Origin of the sequence: Actinomadura violacea (genome assembly GCF_017573465.1) — a bacterium.
GTDB classification, from domain to species: domain Bacteria; phylum Actinomycetota; class Actinomycetes; order Streptosporangiales; family Streptosporangiaceae; genus Spirillospora; species Spirillospora violacea.
Genome location: NZ_JAGEPF010000013.1, coordinates 197,257 through 220,556 on the forward strand (window position 1 = coordinate 197,257; position 23,300 = coordinate 220,556).

Genomic DNA, 23,300 nt, shown 5'->3' on the forward strand with positions numbered 1-23,300 from the left:
GTCCGGGCCGCTGAGACGTGCGGCGGCCCCGCCGCCGGCATCGCCGGCGGCGGGGCTGTGGCTGGTGCCGGAGTCCTCGACGGTCAGGACAGGCCCTTGACCGTCTCGCGCACCTTGGTGGCGATGTTGTCGGGCAGCGGGGCGTAGCCCTGGGCGGTCAGCGACTGCTGGCCCTCGGTGCTGGAGATGTAGGTGAGGAAGGACTTGACGAAGGCGGCCTGCTCGGTCGGCAGCCCCTTCTCACAGGCGATCTCGTAGGTCACCAGGACGAGCGGGTAGGCGCCCGCGACCTTGGTGTTGTAGTCCAGCTTCAGGCTGAGGTCGTTGCCGGTGCCGACGATCTGCGCGCCCTGGACGGCCTTGGAGGCGCTCTCCGGGCTGATCTCGGTGTACTCGCCGGCGCCGTTCTGCAGCTTCGCCGTCTGCAGGCTGTTGTTGCTGGCGAACGACAGCTCGACGTAGGAGATCGAGCCCTCGGTCTGCTTCAGGGCGGTGGAGATGCCGTCGGAGCCCTTGAGGCCCTGGCCGCCGGGGGCGACCCACTTCTTGCCGGGCTCGAACGACCACACGTCGGGGGCGGTGGCCTTCAGGTACTTGGTGAAGTTGTCGCTGGTGCCGGAGTCGTCCGAGCGGTGCAGCGTCTTGATCGCCGAGGACGGCAGCTTGGCGCCGCCGTTCTCCTTCGCGATCGCCGGGTCGTTCCACTTGGTGATCTTGCCGGCGAAGATGCCGGCCAGCGTCTTCGGCGACAGCTGCAGGCCGTCCACGCCGTTCAGCTTGTAGACGACCGCGATCGGGCCGGGCACCATCGGCAGGTCGATGGCCTTGCCGGTCTTGCAGCGGGCGTCGGCGGGGCCGTGCTCCTCGGGCTTGAGCGCCGAGTCGGAGCCGGCGAAGGCGACCTGGCCGGAGGTGAACGCCTGGATGCCCGCGCCGGAGCCGCTCGGGTTGTAGTTGATGTTGGCGCCCGAGCACTTGCTCGTGTAGACCTTCGTCCACTCCTCGATCGCGTTCTTCTGCGCGCTCGACCCGGCCGCGTTGATCGCGCCCTTCGCGCAGTCGATGTTGGCGGCCGCGGCGCTCGTGGCGCCAGTGGTGCCGCCGGAGTTGTTGTCGTCGCTGCCGCAGGCGGACAGGGCCAGCGCACCAGCGACGACCACACCGCCGAGGGCGGCGAGCCGAGAACCGTTCTTCACCGGGAGGTCTCCTCTTGGATTCGTCGGGCGGGTCCCCCGACCGCCGCTTTGGCACGGTTTGACCAGGTGGTGGGGTCGCCGTCGGAAGCGACGGTAGGCAGGCGAGGTGACCGGACGCCCCGATCCAGGTGAACGGAGAATGAACGAGGCCAAGCTCTATTGCGAAGAATGTCCCGATTTGGCGTGGCCGCTGGGTTAACAGCGCAGCTCAGGCATGCCAAAAGCCCGTACGGAGACGGTCATCCGGGTTTGCGGCGGCCCGCCGCCGGGGAGCGCCGGACGGGCCGGCGTCCCGGGTCACCGCGGGTCGGCGGGCTCGTCCAGGCGGCGCTTGTAGTAGGCCCACGGCGAGTCGAAGTCGGACGGGACGATCTGCTCCCAGCCCCGCTCCTCCAGGGCGCGCCTGCGGCGGCGCGACGGCCACCACAGCCGCCGGTGCTCCCACTTGTCCGGCGAGGCCTCGACGAGGTGGAAGAGGTAGCCGTAGTCGACGGAGTGCCAGCCGCGTCGGCCCTCCTCCTCCAGCGCCTCCATCTCGTTGAAGGCGTGCAGCGGACGGAGCACCCGGTGCGCCGGGCCGCCGTCCGGGACGGCGCCCTTCGCGCCGGCCACCGCGGCGCCGAAGCGCTGCTGGGCGGCCTGGCGGCTGATGCCGAGCAGCCCGCCGAGCGCCTCCCAGCTGTGCCCGGCGGCGCGGGCGCCGGTGATCGACTGCCGCAGCAGCCGGCTGGTCTCCTCGGCCGCGACGGCGGACGCCGCGACCATCAGCAGCGGGGCGTCCGGGTCGCTGTCGAGGCCCTTGCGGCCCTGCTCGCAGGCGGACAGGACGGCCTCGGTGACCGCCTCGCGGATCGCGTCCGCCTGCTCGTCGCCGACGGCCGCGCTCACCGGCCGTCCTCGTCGCGCGGGGGCAGCGGTTCGAGCTCGTCGAGGCGGGCGGCGTCCGCGGCGGGCCCGGCCGAGCGCACCGCGGAGGCCGCCGCAACCACGCCCGCGACGAAGACCGTGAACGACGCGACGATGGACGCGATCCACAACGCGAGGCTGTCGTACACGGCCTGGAAGGCGAGCAGGACCCCCACCACCGGAAGGCCGGCGATGGGGATGAGGGCGCGGGCAGTGGACGTCATGATGTCAAGGATTCCTTGACATCACCCCTCGTGTCAACGATTCCTTGACATCACTCGCCGATGCCGTACATGACGTCGACCGCGAACCGCGTGAAGCCGAGCGACTCGTAGAGCCGGACGGCCGCCGTGTTCGACTCGTCCACGTACAGCATGAACTGCTCGAGCCCGGAGTCGCGGAGATGGTGCAGGCCGGCGAGGGTGAGGGCGCGGCCGAGGCCGAGGCCCTGCGCGTCCGGGTCGACCCCGACCACGTACACCTCGCCGATGCCGCCGGGATGCGTCTTCGTCCAGTGGAACCCGGCGAGCTCACCGCCGCGCTCGGCCAGGAAGAAGCCCGACGGGTCGAACCAGTCCTCGGCCTCGCGCTCGCGGACGTCCTCGATCGTCCAGGCGCCCTGCTCCGGGTGGTCGGCGAACGCGCGGCCGTTCACCCGCAGCCACGCCTCCTCGTCGCGTCCCGGCTCGAACGCCCGCAGCCGGACGCCCTCGGCGACCTTCGGCTCGGGCAGCGGCCCCTCCGCGGGACGGCGCATCTGGAACAGCGCGCGCGCACGCTCCATGCCCTCGGACGCGGCGAGCCCCGCCGCGGCGGGCAGATCACCATGCGCCCACACGCGCAGCGGACCGCCCGCCTTCTCGCGCAGCGCCCGCAGCAGCGCGCGCCCATGCCCGCGCCGCCGGAACTCCGGATGGACGACCAGCTCACCGGCCGCGGGCTCGTCGTCCGTCGCCGGATCGAAGTGCGCGTACCCGGCGACCGCGCCGCCGTCTCGCACCACCAGCCCCCCGCGCCCGGCGCGCAGCGCGAGCAGCGCGTGCTCCGACAGCGGTGCCACCCCGTCCGCCCCGGTGGCCGCCTCGACCAGCGCGGCCTCGTCCCCCCGCAGCTCGCTCATGATCACACCCTAACCGCCCGCCGCCCTGGTCAAGTTGTCACATAACCGTCATCACTCCGCCGATCGCCGGATGCCCGGCCTCTCTAGCGTCCAGCGCATGATCCGACGACGCACCCTCCTGGCCTGCGCCGCTGCCGGGGTCACGGCCGTGGGCCTGGCCGCGGCGCCCGCGTCCGCGCACCCCAAGCCCCCGGCGTCCGTGCGCCTGCTCGCGCTGAACGACTTCCACGGCAACCTCGAACCCCCGGCCGGCAGCTCCGGCACCGCCATCGACGAGAACGGGAACTCCGTCCCCGCCGGCGGCGCCGCCTACATCGCCGCCCACCTCAAGCAGCTGCGCGACCGCGACACCCTCACGGTCGCGCAGGGCGACCTGATCGGCGCCTCCCCGCTGATCTCGGCCGCCTTCCACGACGAGCCGTCCATCGAGTTCATGAACGACATGGGGCTCACCGCGTCCGCCGTCGGCAACCACGAGTTCGACGAGGGCTACCAGGAGCTGCTCCGCATCCAGAACGGCGGCTGCCACCCCGTCGACGGCTGCTCCCCCGCCGGGAAGTGGAAGGGCGCCAAGTTCGACTACCTCGCGGCGAACGTGCTGCTGGAGAAGAAGAACAAGCCGATCCTCAAGCCCTGGACGATCCGCCGGATCAACGGCGTCAAGATCGGCTTCATCGGCGTCGTCACCAAGACCACCCCGACCATCGTCACCGCCGACGGCGTCAAGGGCCTGCGGTTCGACGACGAGGTCGACGCCGCGAACAGGGCCGCCAAGGAGCTGCGCAAGCGCGGCGTCCACGCGATGGTCCTGCTCGTCCACGAGGGCGACCAGGTCAACGCGGGCGAGCGGCCCGACGACTGCGGCATCGTCCCCGGCGCCGGCACCCGCATCGCCCAGCAGGCCGACCCTGACATCGACGTCGTCCTGTCCGGCCACACCCACCAGCAGTACGTCTGCACCGTGAAGGGCCCGGACGGCCGGCCGCGGCTCTACTCGTCCGGCTCCTCCTTCGGCCGGATCATCACCCAGGTCGACCTCAAGGTGGACCGCCGCACCGACGACATCATCCGGTCCTCCATGAAGGCGGACAACCACGTCGTCACCCGCGACATCGCGCCCGACCCGGCGACGCAGAAGTTCGTGCAGACCTGGAAGGACCGGGTCAGCGTCATCGCCGACAAGCCCATCGGCAAGATCACCGCGGACCTCACCCGCGCCCCGTCCGCCGGCGGCGAGACCGCGCTCGGCGACGTCATCGCCGACTCCCAGCTCGCCGCGATGAAGGACAAGGGCGCGCAGCTCGCGCTGATGAACCCCGGCGGCGTCCGGACCGACCTGACCTACAAGGCGAGCGGCTCCGAGGGCGACGGCGTCGTCACCTATGGCGAGGCGTTCGCCGTCCAGCCGTTCAGCAACGTGCTCGGCGTGACGTCGCTGACCGGCGCGCAGCTCGACGCGCTGCTGGAGCAGCAGTGGACGTCCGCAGGCGAGAAGATCCTGCAGCCGTCGGCGAACCTGCACTTCACCATCGACCGCTCCAAGCCCGTCGGCGACCGCGTCTCCGGCATCACCGTGGACGGCACCGCCGTGGACCCCGCCGCGACCTACAAGGTCGCCGCCAACAACTTCCTGCTAGGCGGCGGCGACGGCTTCACAACGTTCACGCAGGGCAAGGACCAGGTCCTCGGCCCCATAGACCTGGACGGCTTCGTCACCTACCTGACCGCCCAAGGCACGATCAGCCCCCCACCCCTGACCCGAATCACCGGCAAGTAAGACCCGCCCAAGGAACGGAAGGCCCGGCTGAACACCGGACCGGAAGGCCGGACCTCAGCCACGGCCACGGGTAGGCCCGCGGAGCGAGTGCAGCGAGCGCAGCGGGCCTACCCGACGACGAACAACGCGTTTCCCGCGGAGCGCCAGCGGAGCGGGAAACGCGTTGTTCGTCGTGACGGGGGTTCCAGGGGGTCGCCCCCCCTGGGAAAACACGGCCACGGGTAGGCCCGCGGAGCGAGTGCAGCGAGCGCAGCGGGCCTACCCGCCGGTCGACAGGCTGTTTCGCGCGGAGCGCTAGCGGAGCGCGAAACAGCCTGTCGACCGTGACGGGGGGGTTCCAGGGGGGTCGTCCCCCCTGGGAAAATCAAGCCCAGAAGTGCACGGCCCAGTACACGACGGCGGCGACGATCGCGGCGGCGGGCAGGGTGAGGACCCAGGCCATGACGATGTTGCCGGCCATGCCCCAGCGGACCGCGGAGAGCCGCTTGGTGGCGCCCGCGCCCATGATCGCCGAAGTGATCGTGTGCGTGGTCGAGATTGGAGCGTGCCAGAAGTAGGCGGTCACGTACAGCACGATCGAGGCGGTCGCTTCCGCGGCGAACCCCTTCGGCGGGTCCACCTCGATCACCTTGCGGCCCAGCGTCCGCATGATCCGCCAGCCGCCCGCGTACGTGCCGAGCGACAGCGCGCCCGCGCACGACACGATCACCCACAGCGGCACCGAGTTCCCGCTGGCGTGCCCGGTGGTGACCAGCGCGAGGACGATGACGCCCATCGTCTTCTGCGCGTCCTGCAGGCCGTGGCCGAGCGCGAGGGACGCCGCGGACAGCGTCTGCGCGATGCGGAACCGCCGCACCACCCGGCTCGGCTGCGCCCGCCGGAAGATCCACAGGATCGCGACCATCGCCAGGTAGGCCAGGACGAACCCGACGACCGGCGACACCACCATCGGCACGACGACCTTGTCGACCACGCTGTGCCAGTTCACGAAGGACGACGAGGCCAGCCCGGCCCCGACGACGCCGCCGATCAGCGCGTGCGAGGACGAGGACGGCAGCCCGAAGTACCAGGTGATCAGGTTCCAGGTGATCGCGCCGAGGACGCCGGCGGCGATGACGGTGAGGCCGTGCAGGCCGGACGGCGGGGTGATGACCTCGCTGATGGTCTTGGCGACCTGCACGCCGAGCAGCGCGCCCAGCATGTTCATCACCGCGGCCATGCCGAGCGCCACCCGCGGCGTCAGCGCGCGCGTGGACACCGCCGTGGCGATGGCGTTGGCGGCGTCGTGGAAGCCGTTGGTGTAGTCGAACACCAGCGACACCACGATGACCAGGACGAGCACGGCCATCTGCGCGTCGGACCGCAGCCCGAGCGCCCCCGCGATCATCACCAGGACGATCCCGGCGAGCAGCAGCAGCCAGGCGCGGCCGCTCACGCGGCGCGTCGCCTGCTCACCGATGGTGGGGGCGGCGTCCGCCGACGGGTCCCGGACGAGCGTCGAGCCCGGGTCCTCGCCTGCGCTCATGATTCCTTGACCGCGATGGTCTCGACCGTGTTCGCGACGTGCTCGAACGCGTCCGCGGCCTCTTCCAGGCAGTCGATGACCTGCTTGAGCTTCAGCACGTCCAGGGTGTCGTACTCGCCGCTGAACAGCTGCGCGAGCAGCTTGCGGTACACCTGGTCGCCCTGGTTCTCGAGCCGGTTGATCTCGATCCAGTACTCGCTGAGCTCCTTCATGGAGCGCAGCCGGGGCATGGCCTCCGCGGTCAGCTCGGCGGCACGCTCCAGCACCTCCACCATGTGCACGATCCCCTTCGGGAACTCGTCGATCTTGTAGAGGACGACGAGGTCGGCTGCCTCCTCCATCTCGTCCATCACGTCGTCGATGGTGGAGGCCAGCCGGTAGATGTCCTCGCGGTCGAACGGGGTGATGAACGTTTCGTTCAGCCGTCGCATGATCGCGTGAGTGCATTCGTCGCCCGCGTGTTCGCAGGCGCGCATCTTCTCCGCGATCGCTGCCCGGTCGGCGCCGTCGCTGATGAGCTCCACGAGCAGCCTGGCGCCGGTGACCAGGTTGTTCGCCGAGTCGGCGAACATGTCGTAGAAGCTGTCCTCACGCGGCGTGAGACGCAAGCGCACGTCGTTCTCCTGAAGTGCCGGAACAGTCCGGAGAGGATCGTAGGCGCTACCGGCCGTAAAAAGAACCTTTGCCCCAGCTTCGACCGGTGTCCCCCATCCTCTCACCTACAAGATTGCCCTAGATCACCAGGTACATACCCCTGCGGCTACGCCAATCGGGGCGGCTGCGCCTAGGCTCAGGGGCGGAGGAACGGCCGTACGGAGAGTGACGACGCGCGTGAGTGAGATTCGTTACAGCGCCCCGGCGATCAGCTGCGGGCATCGCGTGACCGCGATCAGCGGTGAGGCCTGGCAGGCGCCCGGCGGTCGCGGCCGCCCCGGAACGTGAACCGGGGACGTCCGTGGCGGACGTCCCCGGGCGGATCGGATCTCGGCTAATCCTGCGGCGTCAGCTCGCGACGACCGGCCTCGCCGGAACGCACCCCGAGCACCATGTCGATTTCCGCGATGGTGAGCGGCCGCTCCGCCGCCGCCACCGCACTGAGCATCTCGGCATAGAGTTCGATCTCGTCCAGCGCAACGCGGTCGTGGACGCGCAGATCGAGGTTCTGCTGGCGCACCGCGTCCACCTCCGTTCGTTCCCCACACCCAAGTCGAGGCTACGCGTCCCGCCCCGACGGGCACATGACCCAAGAGGGCCATTCGAGGGCCACCTGCACCCGTGGTCTTCCCGGGTCAGGCGGGCATGATGCGCCCGGCCACGCGGGAGGGGTCCCGGACGGCGCGCGCGGCGGACGCCGCGGGCGCCGTCAGCCGCCCCGGTGGAAGTCGCCGAGCATCTGCTCCAGCGCCGTCTCAGGCAGGTCGCGGGCGGTGAGCCGGGCCACCGTCGCCGCGTTCACGTCCGCACCCGCCAGGCGCGCCGCCTGCCGCGCGACCGTCTGCTCGAACAGCGCCCGGACCGTCCTGGCGTAGGCGAACGACGGGTCCTGCCGCATGCGCTCGAAGCGGGTGAGCAGCTCGACGCGCAGCTCCTCGTCCAGCATGTACAGGTCGCGCTCGGCGTACTTCTGGAACAGCTGGACCATCTCCCGGTCGCTGATCCCGTGGAACTCCACGATCCGCCCGAACTCGGCGCGGAACGCGGGGCTGCCCGTGAGGAACCCCTCCATCTCCGCCGCCGGGCTGGAGCAGACCACCATGAACCGCCCGCCGCGCTCCCGCATGCCGCGCAGCAGCTCGTTCACCACGGCCGGGCTGCGGTCCAGCAGGTTGGCCTCCTGGATCAGCAGGACGCCGCCGAGGGCCTGGTCGATCATCCCGGCGACCCGGCTCTCGGTGTCCGGCTGGTCGCGGCCCGCCAGATGCACCGGACGGCACGCCACCACGTGCCCCGACTCCAGCAGGCCGAGCGCCGCGTAGATCCCGCCGACGAGTCCCGCCACCGTCGTCTTGCCCGTCCCCGGCGGGCCCGTGAACACCAGGTGGTGGTGCACGCGGTCCGCCACGCCGTACCGGACCCGGTCCGCCGACTGCTCCGCCTCGTCCGCCAGCTCCCGGACGACCGCCTTGACGTCCTCCAGGCCGGTCAGCCCGTCCAGCCGGTGCAGGTAGCCGTCGATGTCGCCGGGCGGCCGCAGCGCCGGCTCGATGCCCTCCGCGACGCCGTGCAGGTCGTCCGGCGTCAGCACGAGCCGGTCGTGCGACGCGCCCGCCCGCGCCATGTTCCGCTGGCTCGCCTGGTCCAGGTACGCCTCGACGAGCCGCGCGTTCACCAGGTCGCCCGGGCCGCGCAGCCGCTCCAGGTCCTCCTGCGCGACCTCCAGCGCCGACGCCCCGATCGTGACGCGCCGCTCGTCCGCCAGCAGGTGCAGCAGCGTCATCCGGTTGTCCAGCCCGCCGAAGTCCGGCAGCCGGTGCACCCGGAACGCCTGCACCAGCTTCGGGTGCTCCCTCAGCAGCTCCTTGTACGCGCGCGGCTCGCACGTCGCGATCAGCGGCGTCGTGTTCACCGGGTCGCGGCGCGCCCGCCGCACCGCGCCGGTCACCGCCACCGGGTCCTGCGCGGCCCTGATCGCCACGTCCAGCCGCTCGAACAGGATCGCCGGACCCGGCTGCCGCAGGATCCGCTCCACGGCGTCCACCGGCGCGTCCCGGACGTCGTCGGCGTCGTGCGCCCGGATCGCCCCGTCGCCGAGGCCCGCGTCCGCCAGCGTCAGCGCGATCAGCCGCGCCAGCCGGCGCTGCCCGGTGTGCGGGCCGCCGACCAGCAGCACCCCCGGCACGCCCGTCGGCGACGACCCCGGACGGCCGTCCACCCGGGTCGCCTCCGCGTCCTCGCCGGCCGGCGAGTTCCACTCCTGGACCTGCGCGCGCAGCTCGTCCAGCAGCTCGCCCGCGTCGTGCTCGCCGGACACGAACCCGATGCCGAACCGCTCGAGGGTCGGCCGGCGGCCGAGGTCCTGCGGCGGCGGGATCTCGTGGACGGGCCGCTCCGGCGACGGCGTGTCGTCCAGGAAGTCGAAGTCGCCGACCATCGTCTCGGACATGATCCGAGTCCCCGGACCGGGCGGCGGCCCCGGCGCGGGACCGTCCGCCATGTCCTCGGGGCCCAGGATCCGCGTCCCGGGCGGCTGCGCGTTCTGCGGGGGCGGAGGCACCGGCGGGCCCCCGGCGCCCTCGAACCGCGTCGCGTAGGGCTGCGCCCCGTCGTCCTCGGTCCGCGTCGCGTACGGGTCGAAACCGGGCGCCCCTTGCGGGCCGGGCGGCCCCTGGGGGCTCTGCGCGCCCGGCGGGTTCGCGGGTTCCTGCGGGTTCGGCACGCCCGGTGAGGCGTGGGCGGCCGGGGGTACGCCCGCGCCCGGCGGCATGCCCTGCGCGGGAGGCCCGGCGCCGGGGCGCTCGTAGCCGAGCTGCGTGTAGGGCGGCACGATCGGCTCGTCGTGCTTGTCCTCCTCCGGGGAGAACCCGCCGCCCCGATACTGCTCGGCGTCGGGCGACGTCGCCTCCTGGTCCTGCGCGGCGAAGGGCTGCTGCCCGCCCCCCGGATACGGCGCCGGCGGCTGGCCGGCGGCATACGGAGGCTGTTCCGGCCCGCCCGAGTACGGCGCACCGGCCGCCGGCTGACCGGCGGCGAACGGAGGCTGCTCAGACCCGCCCGGGTACGGCGCACCGGCCGCCGGCTGACCGGCGGCGAACGGAGGCTGCTCGGACCCGCCCGGGTAGCCCGCTCCCGGCGCGCCCTGACCGGACGGCGGGGCGGCCTGCATGCCGAAGGCGGCCTGCCCCTGGCCGCTCGGCACGGGCTTGGGCGCGGACTGCTGGAAGCCGAGTTCGGTGTACGGCGGCGCCGCGCTCCCGGCGGCGGCGTCCTCCTCGGCGGGCGAGTACCCGCCCATCCCCGGATCCGGCGACGCGAACCCCGCCGCCGGCGGCTGCTGCCCCGCCGGCCCGGGCGCGTTCTCCCACCCGGGCTGGGCGGGCGGCTGGACGAACGGCTGCGCCGGGCCCTGCGGCTCCGCCGGCTGCGGCGGCGACCCGGGCGCCACGCCCGGCTGGCTCTGCATGCCGAACGGCGGCGACGGCGACGGGCCGGGGGGCGACGGGTTCGGGGGCGGCGTCTGCGTCGGCGCGGCGGCCGTCGCGCGCGCCCGGCTCCGCCCGATGATCCCCGCGACGAGCGCGGTGGGCACCGGGAAGCCGCGGGGCCGCGCCGGCATCCCGCCGAGCCGGCACCACGCGAGGTCCAGCTCGTACATCGCGGCGAGCAGCGTCTCCGCGCCCTCGCCCGAGCCGGCCGCCCGCAGCGGGTCCGGCAGCCGCAGGTCGACCGGCCACAGCCGGCGCAGCGGATGCCCCTTCTGCTCCGCGACCGCCTGCACCGTGTACCGGATCTCCGGGTCCAGCCACGGGACGATCGAGCCCGCCATGTCCTTGCGGACGACGTCCAGGTCGGCGGCCAGCAGCGCCGCCGCCACCATCCGCGGCTCGGTGTACGCCGGGTCCGCGGAATCGCCCGGCAGGCCTCCGATGGCCTCGCTCAGCGTGTAGAACGCGTGCCGGAAGTTGTCGCCCGGCGAGCTCTCGTTCCGCAGCGCCGGCACCAGGTGCGGCGGGCACCGCGTCAGCCACTGCTGGACGATCGCCTGGTCCCCGTAGGGGAGCGCCCCGTAGTCCACCGTCGGGTTGCTCAGCGTCGTCCCGAGGATGGCGAGCAGCGCGTCCGCCCGGATCTGGAACCGCGGGTCGTCGCGCAGCGCGCTCGCGACCGCCCACATCGTCCGCAGGACGACGACCGCCGCGTCCACCCGGCTGGCCCGCAGCCGCTCGGAGTACAGCCCGACCAGCGTCTCCAGCGCGGGCGGGGTCAGCCAGCGCGGGCCGTCCACGTCCGGCAGCGGCCTGGCCCGGTACGGCTTCCACAGGTCGAGCATCTGCGCGTCCAGCCGGGCGTCGAACACCGGCGCGGACGCGCACCACATCATCACGCCCCACGCGACCGCCACCGTCGACGGCGTCTCCTGCGTGAACTGCGACCACCAGTGCGGGTACTCCGGCGCGGACAGCGCCGCCGCGGACTCCACCGTCGCGCGGACCCGGGCCGTCAGCTCGCTCGCGAACCCGTGGCCGACGAACGGCAGCGACGCGGGCGGGTCATAGGAGAAGTCGGGGCCGGCCGGGATCACGTGCGGCGGCAGCTGCGGGACCTGCATCCCGCCCTGCTGCGCGGGCCGCGCAGCCATCCGCACCGCGGGCGTCCGCGGCGGCGGGCACAGGTACCACTGCCCGTCCGAGGGGTGCAGCCGGTACCACCGGGCCCACGCCCCGAACAGCCACCACGTCCCGTCGGGCAGGACGAGCATGCGTCCGGCGATGGCGTGATGGCGCTGCTGAGGAGGCGCCGACGGCCACCATTGGGCGGCCACCATCGCCCTCGTGTCGCGCTCGGCCTCCGTGAACGGATCCTGCCCCATTTGGGGGCTGGGCGGCGGAGCATTGCCATAGCCCGGTCCCCACACCACGGGGGTCATGGTAGTCAGACGGAGCGCCCGGGAACGCCCCCCGTTTCGCCCGGTGCCCCGTCTCCCCAGGTCAGGCGCGTGCGGATCAGCGCCAGGAGGCTTGCCGGTGGCGCCCGGCCTTCTGCATGTAGACGTCCGGCGTGTGCTGCAGGACGAGCCGGTCGTTCTCGTTCAGCTCCCGGACGATCTTGCCGGGCGTGCCCGCGACCAGGACGCCCGCCGGGATCTGCTTGCCGGGCGGCACCAGCGCGCCCGCCGCGATGAGCGTGCCCGCGCCGATCCGCGCGCCGTTCAGCACGATGGCGCCGATGCCGATCAGCGAGCCCGTCTCGACGTGCGCGCCGTGCACCATCGCCTTGTGCCCGAGGCTGACCCGGTCCTCCAGGACGGCGGGCATGCCGGGGTCGGCGTGCAGGCAGCTGAGGTCCTGGATGTTGCACTCGTCGCCGACGACGATCTCCTCGTCGTCGCCGCGCAGCACGGAGCCGTACCAGACGCTGGACGCCCGGCCGAGCGTCACGCGTCCGACCACCACCGCCCCGGGCGCCACCCACGCCTCGGCGTGGATCGTCGGCTCTTCCTCACCCAGCGACCCCACATAGCTCATGCGCCCGATGCTAAGCCGTCCCCCTCTCTCCGCCTCTCGCCCCCTGCCCGGTGCCGAGCAGGGCGCGGATGTGCGACACGGGGGCGCAGGTGGGGGCGTTTTTTTGGGAAATTGGGTAGTTTGTCGGCTCCAGCCAGTGAAGAAACGGCAGCGAGAAGGGCGTTCCGGTTGCGCGATCGGGGCGGATCGCACGAGAGTCGATGCTGACGTTTCTGCTGTGGGCCCGCTGACCGGCGGGTGAGGATTCGCAAACCGACCCTGACGGGGTGATACCCCCGCCAACGACCCCCCAAGGCATCATGAGCAACGAAGCCGAAATCCTGCCGAACCTCCTTCAAGACGAGTCCTTCGAGATCGTCATGCGCGGCTACAACCGCCGCCAGGTCGACGACTACATCGCCCGCGCCCAGCAAAAGCACCGCGAGCTCGAGGCCCGGCTCGCCCGCGCGCAGGACGACGCCGAGCGCGTCCGCCGCGAGATGGCCGAGGTGCGGGAGGCCCGCAAGCCCACCGGCGACGACCTGAGCGACCGGCTCCGCCAGATCATCAACCTGGCCGAGGACGAGGCCCAGGACAAGGTCGCCGAGGCCGAGGCCAAGGGCACCGAGATCCGCCAGGACGCCGAGCAGGAGTCCAAGCGCATCATCGACGAGGCCCGCGCGCACGCCGACAAGAACCTCTCCCAGGCGCAGGAGAAGGCCGACCACATGCTGGCCGCCGCCAAGAAGGAGTCCGACAGCGTGCTGTCGGGCGCCAAGCAGGAGGCGGAGCAGACGGTGACGAGCGCCCGGCTGGAGGCCGAGCGCACCCTCACCGCGTCCGAGCGCCGCGCCGGCGTGATCAACGAGGGCGCCACCCAGCGGCTCACCGCGCTGACCAAGAACCACACGCAGGCGCTGCAGCGGCTCACCGAGATCAGCGAGACCCTGCACCGGCTGCTGACCGCCGAGAACGAGGCGGGCCCGCTGGAGAAGATGGTCGAGGACGCCGTCCGGCAGTCGCCGCCGCGCAAGCAGCCGGCCGCCGGCCAGCCGGTCGCGGGCCAGCCGGTCGCGGGGCAGCCCGCCCCGGCCGCCGCGCCCAAGCCCGCCCCGGCCAAGCCGGTGACCGCGCCGGCGCCGTCGATGAAGAAGCCGGAGCCGGACGCCCCGGCCGCCGCCCCGGGCCCGCAGGTCCCGCCGCCGGCGAAGGCGCCGCGGCCGGTGGAGGACGCCGACGGCGGCCCGTCCGGCGGCCACGCCCCGATCGTTCCCCCGGCCCCGCGCGGGCCCGCCGACCCGAGCTGATCCCCAGCCCAGGCGGAAACGTCACCCGCTCCGCGAAAGGGGCGCCCGGCCCGCGCCGGGCGCCCCTTTCGCGTCCGCGGCCGTTCGAGGGGCGCGGAGATCGCCGCATAGGATCGTCCGGGTGAGCAAGAGGACCACCACGCGCAACGGAACCGCCCGCCCGATCAGGCTCCTCGGCGACCCGGTGCTGCGCACCGAGTGCGATCCCGTGCGGACGTTCGACACGGCTCTGGAGAAGCTGGTCGACGACATGTTCGTCACGATGTACGAGGCGGACGGCGCGGGAGTGGCCGCGAACCAGGTCGGCTCCGGTCTGCGGCTGTTCGTGTACGACTGCGAGGACGACCGCGGGCGCCGGCACGTCGGCCACGTCGTCAATCCGGTTCTCGTGGCCGCCGACGGTGAGCTGCTGGTCGAGGCCGAGGGATGCCTGTCGCTGCCCGGCATGCGCTTCGACACGCCGCGGCACGCGCACGCGGTCGTGGAGGGCGTGGACGCGAAGGGCAGGCCCGTCCGGGTGGAGGGCACCGGGTACTTCGCCCGCTGCCTCCAGCACGAGTGCGGGCATCTCGATGGCCAGGTCTACATCGACACCCTCTCGGGCGATGTCCGCCGCGAGGCCATGCGGGCGATCCGGGATCTCCGTCACACCGCTTGACGGCGGCGAGCGCGAGCGGACGGTTTCCGGCGAAGGCCCGGCACACCCGCACAGGAGAGGCCCCGGCCCGGCTCGCACGCGGCGACCGGCCCGGCCGGACGAGAAGAAGCGACAGCCCGACCCCCGGACGTGAATAGCGATCCGGGCCTTTCGACATGCCTTCTGACATCCATTTCCCGCACCCGCAGCGGTCGATTCTGAACAGTATGCGAACAAGAATTCGCCGGCTGGTTCCCGCGTCCGCGCGGATGCTAGGTTCGCAGCACAACTCCAACAAATAGAGCCAGCATCCGGCTCACGGAGTTGCGTCCGATTCACCATGGGACGCAACACGGGGGCCGGATGTTCACCTGCCCCTTGTGTCGTCCCACGTAGACCCAAGGGGTTGACGTGAACAACAAAGAAAACCGCAAGACCGGAGGCGGCGGACCCGCCCCCGGTGAACCGGCCCGGACGAGAGGGTCCAGGAACTGGCTCGTCGCGACCATCGCCGGATCGCTGTGGCTGCTCGTGGCGGCCGTGGCGCACGTGGCGGGCGCCGTCTCCCAGCGGAGCGCCACCGCCGTGATGCAGCCGCTCACGGCCGACCACCAGGTGACCGCGATCCAGGCCACCACCCTGACCTACCTGGTCAGCGCTCCCATCTACTGGGGGCTGCTGGCGGTGGGAAGGAAGCGGCTCGGCGAGGCGAGGCTGCGCGACGCCGCCCCGCCCACCGAAACCGCCGAAAAGCGCGACAGGTGGCTTTCCCGCCTGCCGCGCGCCGTCCGGTGGTTCCCGCCGGCGCACAGGCTCCTGTCCCGACTCGTCGAATGGGAGAAGAAGCACCGGTGGGTGCTGACGGTCCTGCCGTTCCTGGTGGGTTTCGTCGGCGCCAACATCCTGGCGCAGTTCTACGCCGCGAGGCTCCCCTTCTCGACCGGCAATGCCATCACGACCTTCGGCCCGATCACCTTGGGGCTGGTGCTCGTGTGGCGGACCAAGAAGGAGAGCACGCGGTTGCGAAAGGACCGCGACAGGGCCCTCAAGCTGTTCCTGACGCTGTTTCCGGCGGCGGGAGCGGCGATGATGATCCCGTGGGGTCAGCACATCGACGGCGCCGGGGTGCTCGCCGCCCTGGGCGGCGCCGTGTGCTCGACCCTGATGGTGTCCAGTTCGAAGGACATGGCCGACGCGAAGATCGCACTCAAGGGAACGGGCCTGCCCATGGCGGTGGGTCTGGTCCTCGGAGCGCCGTCCCTCATCACCGTCCCCTGGGGATGGGAGGTCGGGCGGCACGCGATCATCGGGGGCCTCCTGGTCATCGCCGGGGCGGTCCTGTACTGGCTCGCGCAGGGACCCCTCCGCCTCCCGAAGAGGCTGGCGGGCGCCCTGGCGGCCAACGGGCCCGCACTGTCCGGCCTCGTCGGGCTGACCGTGCTCAACCAGGCCCTCGGCCTGCTGAGCCTGATCGGCATCGGGACGATCCTGGTCGGCTCGCTGCTCAACGCGGCGCTGACCGGCTCCCCCGAGGAGCGGGCCAAGGAGCTGGCCAGGTACGGCAACAAGGCGCCGGATGAGGAGCCGAAAGCTCACCATCCGACGCCCGACAAGAGCGTCGCGCGCACGAGGTCCGCATCTCGGCGCGCACGCAGGAGGCCGCCGAGCTGGTCGGCGCAGGTCCGGAAGCGGAAGGCGCAGGCCAGGACGGCCAAAAGGAGGCGGAAGCCCTGAATGATCGCGGCCCCGGGTTCACCCCCGGGGCCGCAACCCCAAAGGCGGACCATCATGGTCCGGGCGGCGCCCGGAGACCTTCGTGTCCGGACGATCGTCCGGCGACTCCCGTGTCCGACCGGGGCTCAGTCGGTGTCCAGCGGGAGCAGCACGCGGAACGTCGCGCCCTCGCCCGGGGTGGAGTCGACCTCGACGGACCCGTCGTGCGCGGCCACGAGGGCGGCGACGATGGCGAGGCCGAGGCCCGTGCCGGTGCGGCCGTCCTCGCGGGAGCGGGACGGATCGGCGCGGTAGAACCGCTCGAAGACGCGTTCGGCCTGGTCGGGTGCGAGACCGGGGCCCTCGTCCGCGACCTCCAGCGCCGCGGCCGGCGCCCCGCGCAGGGTGCCGGGAGACAGCCGAACCTCGACCGCCGTGCCCGGCGGCGTGTGCGCCACCGCGTTCGTGAGCAGGTTGCCGAGGACCTGCCGGAGCCGCGGCTCGTCCCCGCGCACCTGGTAGGCGAGGCCGCCCTCGACCGACAGCTCGATCGGACGGTCCGGCGCGACGACCCGCGCCTCCTGGACGGAGTCCGCGGCGACGGCGAGCAGGTCGACCGGCCGCCGCTCGATCGGCCGCTGGCGGTCCAGGCGGGCGAGCAGCAGCAGGTCCTCGACGAGCAGCCCCATCCGGCCGGCGGTCTCCTCGATGCGGCCGATCATCCGGCCGATCTCCTCGGGAGTGCGGGCGGCGCCCTGCCGGTAGAACTCGGCGAAACCGCGGATGGCGGTCAGCGGGGTGCGCAGCTCGTGGCTCGCATCGGCGACGAAGCGGCGCATCCGCTCTTCGGACCGGCGGGCCGTCTCCTCCGAGCGCCGCGCCGCCGCCTCCGACTCCGCGCGCGCGCCGAACGCGGCCTCGATCTGCGCGAGCATCGCGTTCAGGGACCGTCCGAGCCGTCCCATCTCGGTGCGCGGGTCGGCCTCCGGGACGCGCCGGGACAGGTCGCCGGCCGCGATCGCGCCCGCGGTCTCCTCGATCTCGGCGAGCGGGCGCAGGCTGGCGCGCACCACCCACACCCCGAGGACGACCAGCACGGCGAGCACCAGCAGCCCGACGATCACGTCGATGGCGATCAGCCGGTTCACGGTCCGCTGGATCTCCGCGAGGCTGACGGCGAGCAGCACGGTGGCGCCGGTGCCGCGGATCGGCTCGGCGATCACCCGCCATTTGGCGCTCGACCCGCCCGTCCCGGGCACGGTGAACGGCTCGTCGACCCGGCTGGTGAAGTCGGCGGGGAACTTCGGGTAGCCGCGCTCGCTCGGCGCGAGGCTCTGCCCGAGCAGCCGCCCGTTCGAGTCGCGGACCTGCGCGTACATCTCGCTGGGCACCCGGACGTCCACCTTGTAGTCGCCCTGGATCTCGGGGGTCACCTGGATCAGCACGTGGCCGACCGAGGAGCGCAGCTGGTCGTCGGCACGCCCGACGAGGTACTGGCGCAGCACGGACGCGCCGGCCGCGCCCATCACCGTCATCCCCAGGGTGACCAGGACGAGCATGCCCGCGATGAGCTTGGTCTGCAGCGGCGACCGCGCCCATGCCCCGCGGATCCACGAGGTCCATCGCGGAGGCCGCGGCCCCTGCGCCGGGGCTTCCGGGGCGGCGGGGCCGTGGACGCGGGGGTCCATCAGGCCGGGGGCTCTCGCAGGACGTAGCCGACGCCGCGCAGCGTGTGGATGAGGCGCGGTTCGACGTTGTCGACCTTGCGCCGCAGAGCGGACACGTAGGACTCGACGATGCCCGCGTCGCCGCGGAAGTCGTAGTTCCACACGTGGTCGAGGATCTGGGCCTTGGACAGGACGCGTCCGGCGTTCGCCATGAAGTAGCGCAGGAGCTTGAACTCGGTCGGCGAGAGCTGGACGGACTTGCCGCCGCGCCAGACCTCGTGGCTGTCCTCGTCCAGCTCGACGTCGGCGAACACCATCCGGGGCGGGGGCTCGGCGACGCCGCCGCGGAAGCGGCGCAGCACGGCGCGGATGCGCGCGATGACCTCCTCCAGGCTGAACGGCTTGGTGACGTAGTCGTCGCCGCCGATCGTCAGGCCCTTGATGCGGTCCTGCACCGCGTCGCGCGCGGTGAGGAACAGCACCGGGGTGTGGTCGCCGCCGGACCGCAGCCGCCGCGCGACGTCGAACCCGTCGATGTCGGGCAGCATCACGTCGAGGACGATCAGGTCGGGCCGGTGCCGGCGCGCGGACTGGACGGCGTCGGCGCCGTTGGTCGCGGTGAGCACCTCGAAGCCGGTGAAGCGCAGGCTGCCGGCGAGCAGTTCGAGGATGTTGGGCTCGTCCTCGACGACAAGCAGCGTCGCCTCGGGTGCCCGTGCGCCTGCGCCCGCGGTGGCGTTCGCCGTCCGTTCAACCACTGACACGCTCTCCCTCCAGGGTCGCCTTCGAGGTTTCCATGCGAACCTGAATGTCCCCTGAAGGTGAGCCGAGCATTCCCTTCATCCGCTCTCGGGAAGATCGGGGGGGGGATTCAGGGAACGTTCAGGTAGGTGCGGTTGAGTGTTCAGCACAGGGCGCGCCCCGGTCCGGACAGGGGCCGGATCCCGCGCCCTGGCCAACCTCCCCGCCACCGCGGCCGAGAGGGCGACACGCCGCACGCCCTCCCGGTCGCGGTTTTTTGATGCCCGCCTTATCCAGCACACTTTCAGGTCGGATCCAGGTGGGTTCCAGTCCCCGGGCGCAGATTCGTAGGCGACGGCGAGACGAGGGAGTTCACATGGACGCCGGCAGGCCCGAGGAGCGACACCAGCACACCGGGGATCGGCACGTCGCGGGATCCGAGCGGCAGGCCGAATCCGAGCAGCACCCGGCACCGGAACAGCACGCGGCAACGGAGCAGCACCCTGCGCCGGGACCGTACGCGGCGCCTGGGCACCCGATGGGGCCCGGCCAGCCGGGATTCGCTCCGCACGGACAGTGGCAGGAGCACGGAACATGGCACGCGGCGCCCCCGCATGCGAGCGCGGCCGGTGCCGGGGGCGCGGCCGGCGGGCCGCCGCACTGGGGCGTCCCGCAGGCGGAGGCGGCCGAGCCGTTCCGCCGGGGCCCGATGTGGACGGCGCGGCGGAAGGTCGCGGCGCTGGTCGCGGGGGCCGCGCTGGCGGTCGGCGCGGGCGGCGCGGGGGCGGCGGTCGCGATGGCGTTCGCCGACCACGGCACCGTCTACGCCAGCCCGGTGGCCGTGTCCGGGGCGTCCAGCAAGGCGAGCACGACCGCGCAGGTCGCCGCCGCCGTGCAGCCGAGCGTGGTGTCGATCTCCAGCCGGTCGCAGATGAGCGAGAGCGAGGGGTCCGGGGTGATCCTGCGCTCCGACGGCGTGATCATGACGAACGCGCACGTGGTCTCCGGTGGCGGCCAGCTGTCGGTGAAGTTCAGCAACGGTAAGACCGCGCCGGCCACGCTGCTCGGCGCCGACACCGCGAACGACATCGCGGTGATCAAGGCGCAGGGGGTGTCCGGGCTGAAGCCCGCGACGCTCGGCGACAGCAGCAGGCTGGCCGTCGGCGACTCGGTGCTCGCGGTCGGCAACCCGCTCGGGCTGAGCGGCTCGGTGACGTCCGGGATCGTCAGCGCGCTCGGACGCCAGGTCCAGGAGGGCGACTCCGGCGGCGGCCAGCAGGACCTGCCGCCCGGCCTGCAGGGACGGCTGTCCCAGGAGCAGCAGGCGGTCATCGAGAACGCGATCCAGACCGACGCGGCGATCAACCCGGGCAACTCCGGCGGCGCGCTGGTGAACGGCGCCGGCCAGGTGATCGGCGTCAACACCGCGATCGCCACGTCCGGCAGCAGCTCGGGCAACATCGGCGTCGGCTTCGCGATCCCGATCGACCAGGCGAAGAAGGCCGCCGACAAGATCATCGCGAGCGCGTCCGTCTAGAGGCTCACCGGGGAGCGCCGTCCGGCCATGCTCTGGGGGGAGCGGGCGGACGGGCGGCGGCCCCGGTGTGCGGGGCCGTTCCCAGGCCGGGCCGGGTACTGGGGACGGCTCCGGCATGGGAGAGCGGCCGCGTGACCTGCCTGTGGGTCACGCGGCCGTCGCCGTGCGCGCGGCTTGCCGGACACAGCGCTCAACTGGAGACGCAGCGCCCAACGGGAGACGCAGTGCTCAGCTGGACGGGACGCGGATCGCCGGACGGCGCCGGGCCGTCGCCTTCGCGAGCATCTTGCGCGTCGTGTGGAGGTAGTACTCGCGCGGCAGCGTCCGGACGCGCACCGGCAGCCGCGGGTACACCACCGACAGCGTCCCCATCAGCAGCCGGAACCGCAGCTCGCGCGCCCGGTTCCACTTCCAGCCGTACTGCTCGCGGATCGGCGCCGGCATCATCCCGGCGGTGATCAGCCGGATGGCCGCGAGGCCGGGCGCGTTCAGCGGGCCGCCGGGCAGCCGCGGGTGCAGCACCTGCGCGGCGATCGCCCGGGACGCGTCGCTGATCTTCAGGTTCGCGAGCATGCCGGCGTAGTACTCGCGGAAGTCCTGGTAGGTCGCGGGCAGCCGGTCCTCGGGGCAGCCGAGGATGGTGGCGTAGACCTTGGTCTGGCCGTAGAACTCCGCCAGCTCGTCGTCGGTGAACGTCCGGCGGAACAGCAGCTGGTAGAACTGCGCGGCGACGGCGAAGAGGGTCGCCGCGACCCAGACCTGCAGCTCGGGGTCGTTGGCCTCGTAGTCCGGGCCGGTGACCTGGGCGTGCCCCCGGGTGACGATGGCGCTGAAGGCCTCCGCCTCCTCGCGGGTGCCGAACTGCACCGCGTAGAGCCAGCCCATGGTGTTGCGCAGGCGCCGCAGCGGGTCCTCGGCGGTGTAGCTGTGGTCGTACACGCCCTGCGCGACCTTGGGGTGGGCGGTCTGCAGCAGCGACGCGGCCCCGCCCGCCGCGATGAGCGCGCCCTCCCGGGTGATGTGGCGGATCAGGTCGTCGTCGGAGAACAGTCCTTCGGTCATGGTGATCAGTGTAAGTAAGTACTTGCTATTCCCGCACCTCCGGGGCGGCGGAAAACCGGACGACATGATCGTCCGCGGGCGGGGATAATCGTGGGCATGCCCGACGACATCCACGTCCGCGGCTCGGTCTCCATCCCGGAGTCCGAGCTCGGCTGGCGCTTCTCCCGCTCCTCGGGACCCGGCGGGCAGCACGTCAACACCAGCGCGACGGCCGCCGAGCTGTCCTTCGACGTCGCCGCGTCGCCGTCGCTGCCCGAGACGCTCAAGGCGCGCGCGCTGGAGCGGCTCGCCGGACGGCTCGTCCGCGGCGTCCTGACGATCCGCGCCGAGGAGTACCGCTCGCAGGCGCGCAACCGCGACGCCGCGCGGACCCGGCTCGGCGCGCTGCTGGCCGAGGCCACGGCGCCGCCGCCGAAGAAGCGCATCCCCAAGAAGATCCCACGCGGTATCAACGAGCGGCGCCTGGAGAACAAGAAGCGCCGCTCCGACGTCAAGCGCCAGCGCTCCCGCCGCTGGGACTGACCTCCGGCACCTGGCGGCGTTCTCCGCACCCCATGGACGGGCTGTCCAAAATAAGCCATTTAGCCGTAATGCCCGAGCGAGGGCCGCCTCGATCGACGGCGAAAACTCCGCCATGCCGAAAGCAACGGCAAACTCGGCCGAATACGCAAAAAGTCGCTAGATGTTTGTTTCTCCGGGCGGACGGAATGACCTGCGCGATTCCACGGCGGGACGCCGTGGCCGGGCCGCGGCGCGCCGCCGCCGGGTCTGCAGATCACCCAGAAACGGAGAAAAACAGGATGAGATGGACTACCGCGGGTTCGGCCGGCCTCGTCGCCGTGCTGGCCGGCCTCACCCCCTTCGCACCCGCCGCCCCGGCCTCCGCGCAGGACACCGCCGGCCACCGGTCCCGCACCCACGTGGTGCGCCCGGGGCACTCGATCCAGGCCGCCGTCGACCGGGCGCGGCCCGGCGACACCATCCGGCTCCTGCGCGGCACCTACGACGGGGGCGTCCTCGTCCGCAAGCGGCTCACCATCCGCGGCGCCGGGGACAAGACCGTGCTGCGTCCCGGCCGCAAGGACCACTGCGCCGCCGTCCAGTGGGCCGGCACCGGCATCTGCGTCATCGGCCGCGCCGGACACCCGGTCCAGGGCGTGACGGTCAAGGACCTGACCGTGCGGAAATTCGCGAAGAACGGCATTTTCGGCCACTTCACCGACCGGCTCGGCGTCGAAGGCGTCCTGGCCGCCCATAATGGCGAGTACGGAATCTCGGAGTTCAATTCGACGCGCGGCCGGTTCATGCGCAACTGGGCGCGCGACAACGGCGACGAGGCGGGCCTATACGTCGGCGACATCGCCGACGCGCACGGAACCGTCGTCGCCGGGAACCGCTCCACCGGGAACGCCGTCGGCCTGCTCGTCCGGCACGCCCGCAACGTCAAGGTGTGGGGCAACGACCTCGTCGGAAACTGCGTCGGCGTCGCCCTCGTCGACGACAGCCAGAAGGGCGGCCAGGGCAACACCACGGCATGGAAGAACAACATCTCGAAGAACAACCGGCAATGCGCCGCGCACGAGGAGGTGCCGCCGCTCGGCGGGACCGGGGTGCTGCTCTTCGGCGGCGACCACAACGTCATCAAGAAGAACGTCGTGAAGGACAACCGCGGGAAGCTGCCGTATTCGGGCGGCATCGTGCTCTTCCGCGGGACGCCGCCGCTGAACCGGCCCGCCCGCGACAACCTCGTCCTGCTCAACGTCGCCCTCGGCAACGCGCCGTTCGACCTGGTCGACGCCAGCGGCAGCAAGAGCAACCGGTTCCGCCGCAACATCTGCCGCACCTCGCAGCCGTCCGGCCTGTGCTGAGCTGACCGGCGGCCCGCCGTCCGCGGGATCTCCTCTTCGCGGGAGCCGGCGGCGGCCCGCCGCGAGCCGGCCGCACCGGTCGC

Annotated in this window: 19 protein-coding genes; 7 read left to right on the top strand and 12 right to left on the bottom strand. The window is 72.4% G+C overall.

Annotated elements, in window-relative coordinates:
• Nucleotides 1–83 precede the first annotated feature (83 nt).
• From pstS to mshD, 4 genes are all read right to left on the bottom strand, one after another.
• A complete protein-coding gene (gene pstS / locus J4709_RS22045) occupies nt 84–1,196 on the bottom strand; it encodes a phosphate ABC transporter substrate-binding protein PstS (protein ID WP_208243672.1) in 1,113 nt (370 codons plus the stop codon).
• A 297-nt stretch (nt 1,197–1,493) separates the two neighbouring features.
• Nucleotides 1,494–2,084: a hypothetical protein gene (locus tag J4709_RS22050; RefSeq protein WP_208243673.1), complete on the bottom strand. Its 591-nt coding sequence runs from the start codon at nt 2,082–2,084 to the stop codon at nt 1,494–1,496.
• Nucleotides 2,081–2,326 (bottom strand): hypothetical protein, encoded by a 246-nt coding sequence (locus tag J4709_RS22055; RefSeq protein ID WP_208243674.1) that lies wholly within the window; start codon nt 2,324–2,326, stop codon nt 2,081–2,083. The genes J4709_RS22050 and J4709_RS22055 overlap by 4 nt, the downstream gene beginning before the upstream one ends.
• A 50-nt stretch (nt 2,327–2,376) precedes the next feature.
• Nucleotides 2,377–3,222 (bottom strand): mycothiol synthase, encoded by an 846-nt coding sequence (gene mshD / locus J4709_RS22060; protein WP_208243675.1) that lies wholly within the window; start codon nt 3,220–3,222, stop codon nt 2,377–2,379.
• Between the two features lie 97 nt (nt 3,223–3,319).
• Here mshD and J4709_RS22065 point away from each other — a divergent pair, with 97 nt between their 5' ends.
• Nucleotides 3,320–4,999 carry a bifunctional metallophosphatase/5'-nucleotidase gene (locus J4709_RS22065; protein ID WP_208243676.1) on the top strand — a complete coding sequence of 560 codons (1,680 nt, stop codon included), beginning with the start codon at nt 3,320–3,322 and terminating at the stop codon, nt 4,997–4,999.
• Between the two features lie 364 nt (nt 5,000–5,363).
• Here J4709_RS22065 and J4709_RS22070 read toward each other — a convergent pair whose 3' ends face one another.
• From J4709_RS22070 to J4709_RS22090, 5 genes are all read right to left on the bottom strand, one after another.
• Nucleotides 5,364–6,524 (bottom strand): inorganic phosphate transporter, encoded by a 1,161-nt coding sequence (locus tag J4709_RS22070; protein ID WP_269757364.1) that lies wholly within the window; start codon nt 6,522–6,524, stop codon nt 5,364–5,366.
• The gene (locus J4709_RS22075; RefSeq protein WP_151539314.1) at nt 6,521–7,138 is read right to left on the bottom strand and encodes a DUF47 domain-containing protein; all 618 of its coding nucleotides are present in this window, start codon (nt 7,136–7,138) and stop codon (nt 6,521–6,523) included. The genes J4709_RS22070 and J4709_RS22075 overlap by 4 nt, the downstream gene beginning before the upstream one ends.
• Nucleotides 7,139–7,512: 374 nt before the next feature.
• Nucleotides 7,513–7,707 (bottom strand): hypothetical protein, encoded by a 195-nt coding sequence (locus J4709_RS22080; RefSeq protein WP_232383912.1) that lies wholly within the window; start codon nt 7,705–7,707, stop codon nt 7,513–7,515.
• A 180-nt stretch (nt 7,708–7,887) separates the two neighbouring features.
• Nucleotides 7,888–12,051, bottom strand: coding sequence for an AAA family ATPase (locus J4709_RS22085; RefSeq protein WP_208243677.1), 4,164 nt, complete (start codon nt 12,049–12,051; stop codon nt 7,888–7,890).
• Between the two features lie 133 nt (nt 12,052–12,184).
• Nucleotides 12,185–12,706 (bottom strand): gamma carbonic anhydrase family protein, encoded by a 522-nt coding sequence (locus J4709_RS22090; protein WP_208243678.1) that lies wholly within the window; start codon nt 12,704–12,706, stop codon nt 12,185–12,187.
• 299 nt (nt 12,707–13,005) lie between these two features.
• Here J4709_RS22090 and J4709_RS22095 point away from each other — a divergent pair, with 299 nt between their 5' ends.
• The 3 genes from J4709_RS22095 (at nt 13,006) to J4709_RS22105 (ending at nt 16,363) form a co-directional block, all read left to right on the top strand.
• The gene (locus tag J4709_RS22095) at nt 13,006–13,992 is read left to right on the top strand and encodes a DivIVA domain-containing protein (RefSeq protein ID WP_208243679.1); all 987 of its coding nucleotides are present in this window, start codon (nt 13,006–13,008) and stop codon (nt 13,990–13,992) included.
• A gap of 121 nt (nt 13,993–14,113) precedes the next feature.
• Nucleotides 14,114–14,650 carry a peptide deformylase gene (gene def / locus J4709_RS22100; RefSeq protein ID WP_208243680.1) on the top strand — a complete coding sequence of 179 codons (537 nt, stop codon included), beginning with the start codon at nt 14,114–14,116 and terminating at the stop codon, nt 14,648–14,650.
• A gap of 390 nt (nt 14,651–15,040) precedes the next feature.
• The gene (locus J4709_RS22105) at nt 15,041–16,363 is read left to right on the top strand and encodes a DMT family transporter (RefSeq protein WP_208243681.1); all 1,323 of its coding nucleotides are present in this window, start codon (nt 15,041–15,043) and stop codon (nt 16,361–16,363) included.
• Nucleotides 16,364–16,488: 125 nt separating this feature from the next.
• Here the strand turns inward: J4709_RS22105 and J4709_RS22110 are convergent, their stop codons facing one another.
• Both J4709_RS22110 and J4709_RS22115 read right to left on the bottom strand, forming a co-directional pair.
• On the bottom strand, nt 16,489–18,030 hold the full coding sequence (locus tag J4709_RS22110; protein ID WP_208243682.1) for a sensor histidine kinase: 1,542 nt from the start codon (nt 18,028–18,030) through the stop codon (nt 16,489–16,491).
• Nucleotides 18,030–18,767, bottom strand: a complete 738-nt coding sequence (locus J4709_RS22115; protein ID WP_208243765.1) for a response regulator transcription factor — start codon at nt 18,765–18,767, stop codon at nt 18,030–18,032. Before J4709_RS22115 ends, J4709_RS22110 begins: the two co-directional genes overlap by 1 nt.
• 359 nt (nt 18,768–19,126) lie before the next feature.
• On the opposite strand from J4709_RS22115, the gene J4709_RS22120 reads away from it, so the two are divergent.
• Nucleotides 19,127–20,287 carry a S1C family serine protease gene (locus J4709_RS22120; RefSeq protein WP_232383856.1) on the top strand — a complete coding sequence of 387 codons (1,161 nt, stop codon included), beginning with the start codon at nt 19,127–19,129 and terminating at the stop codon, nt 20,285–20,287.
• 228 nt (nt 20,288–20,515) lie between these two features.
• On the opposite strand, the gene J4709_RS22125 is transcribed toward J4709_RS22120, so the two are convergent.
• Nucleotides 20,516–21,349: an oxygenase MpaB family protein gene (locus J4709_RS22125; protein ID WP_208243683.1), complete on the bottom strand. Its 834-nt coding sequence runs from the start codon at nt 21,347–21,349 to the stop codon at nt 20,516–20,518.
• A gap of 96 nt (nt 21,350–21,445) precedes the next feature.
• Between J4709_RS22125 and arfB the strand changes: the two genes are divergently transcribed.
• The gene (gene arfB / locus J4709_RS22130; RefSeq protein WP_208243684.1) at nt 21,446–21,871 is read left to right on the top strand and encodes an alternative ribosome rescue aminoacyl-tRNA hydrolase ArfB; all 426 of its coding nucleotides are present in this window, start codon (nt 21,446–21,448) and stop codon (nt 21,869–21,871) included.
• A gap of 278 nt (nt 21,872–22,149) precedes the next feature.
• Complete coding sequence (locus tag J4709_RS22135; protein ID WP_208243685.1) at nt 22,150–23,217, top strand: right-handed parallel beta-helix repeat-containing protein; 1,068 nt, start codon at nt 22,150–22,152, stop codon at nt 23,215–23,217.
• The last annotated feature ends 83 nt before the right edge of the window (nt 23,218–23,300 follow it).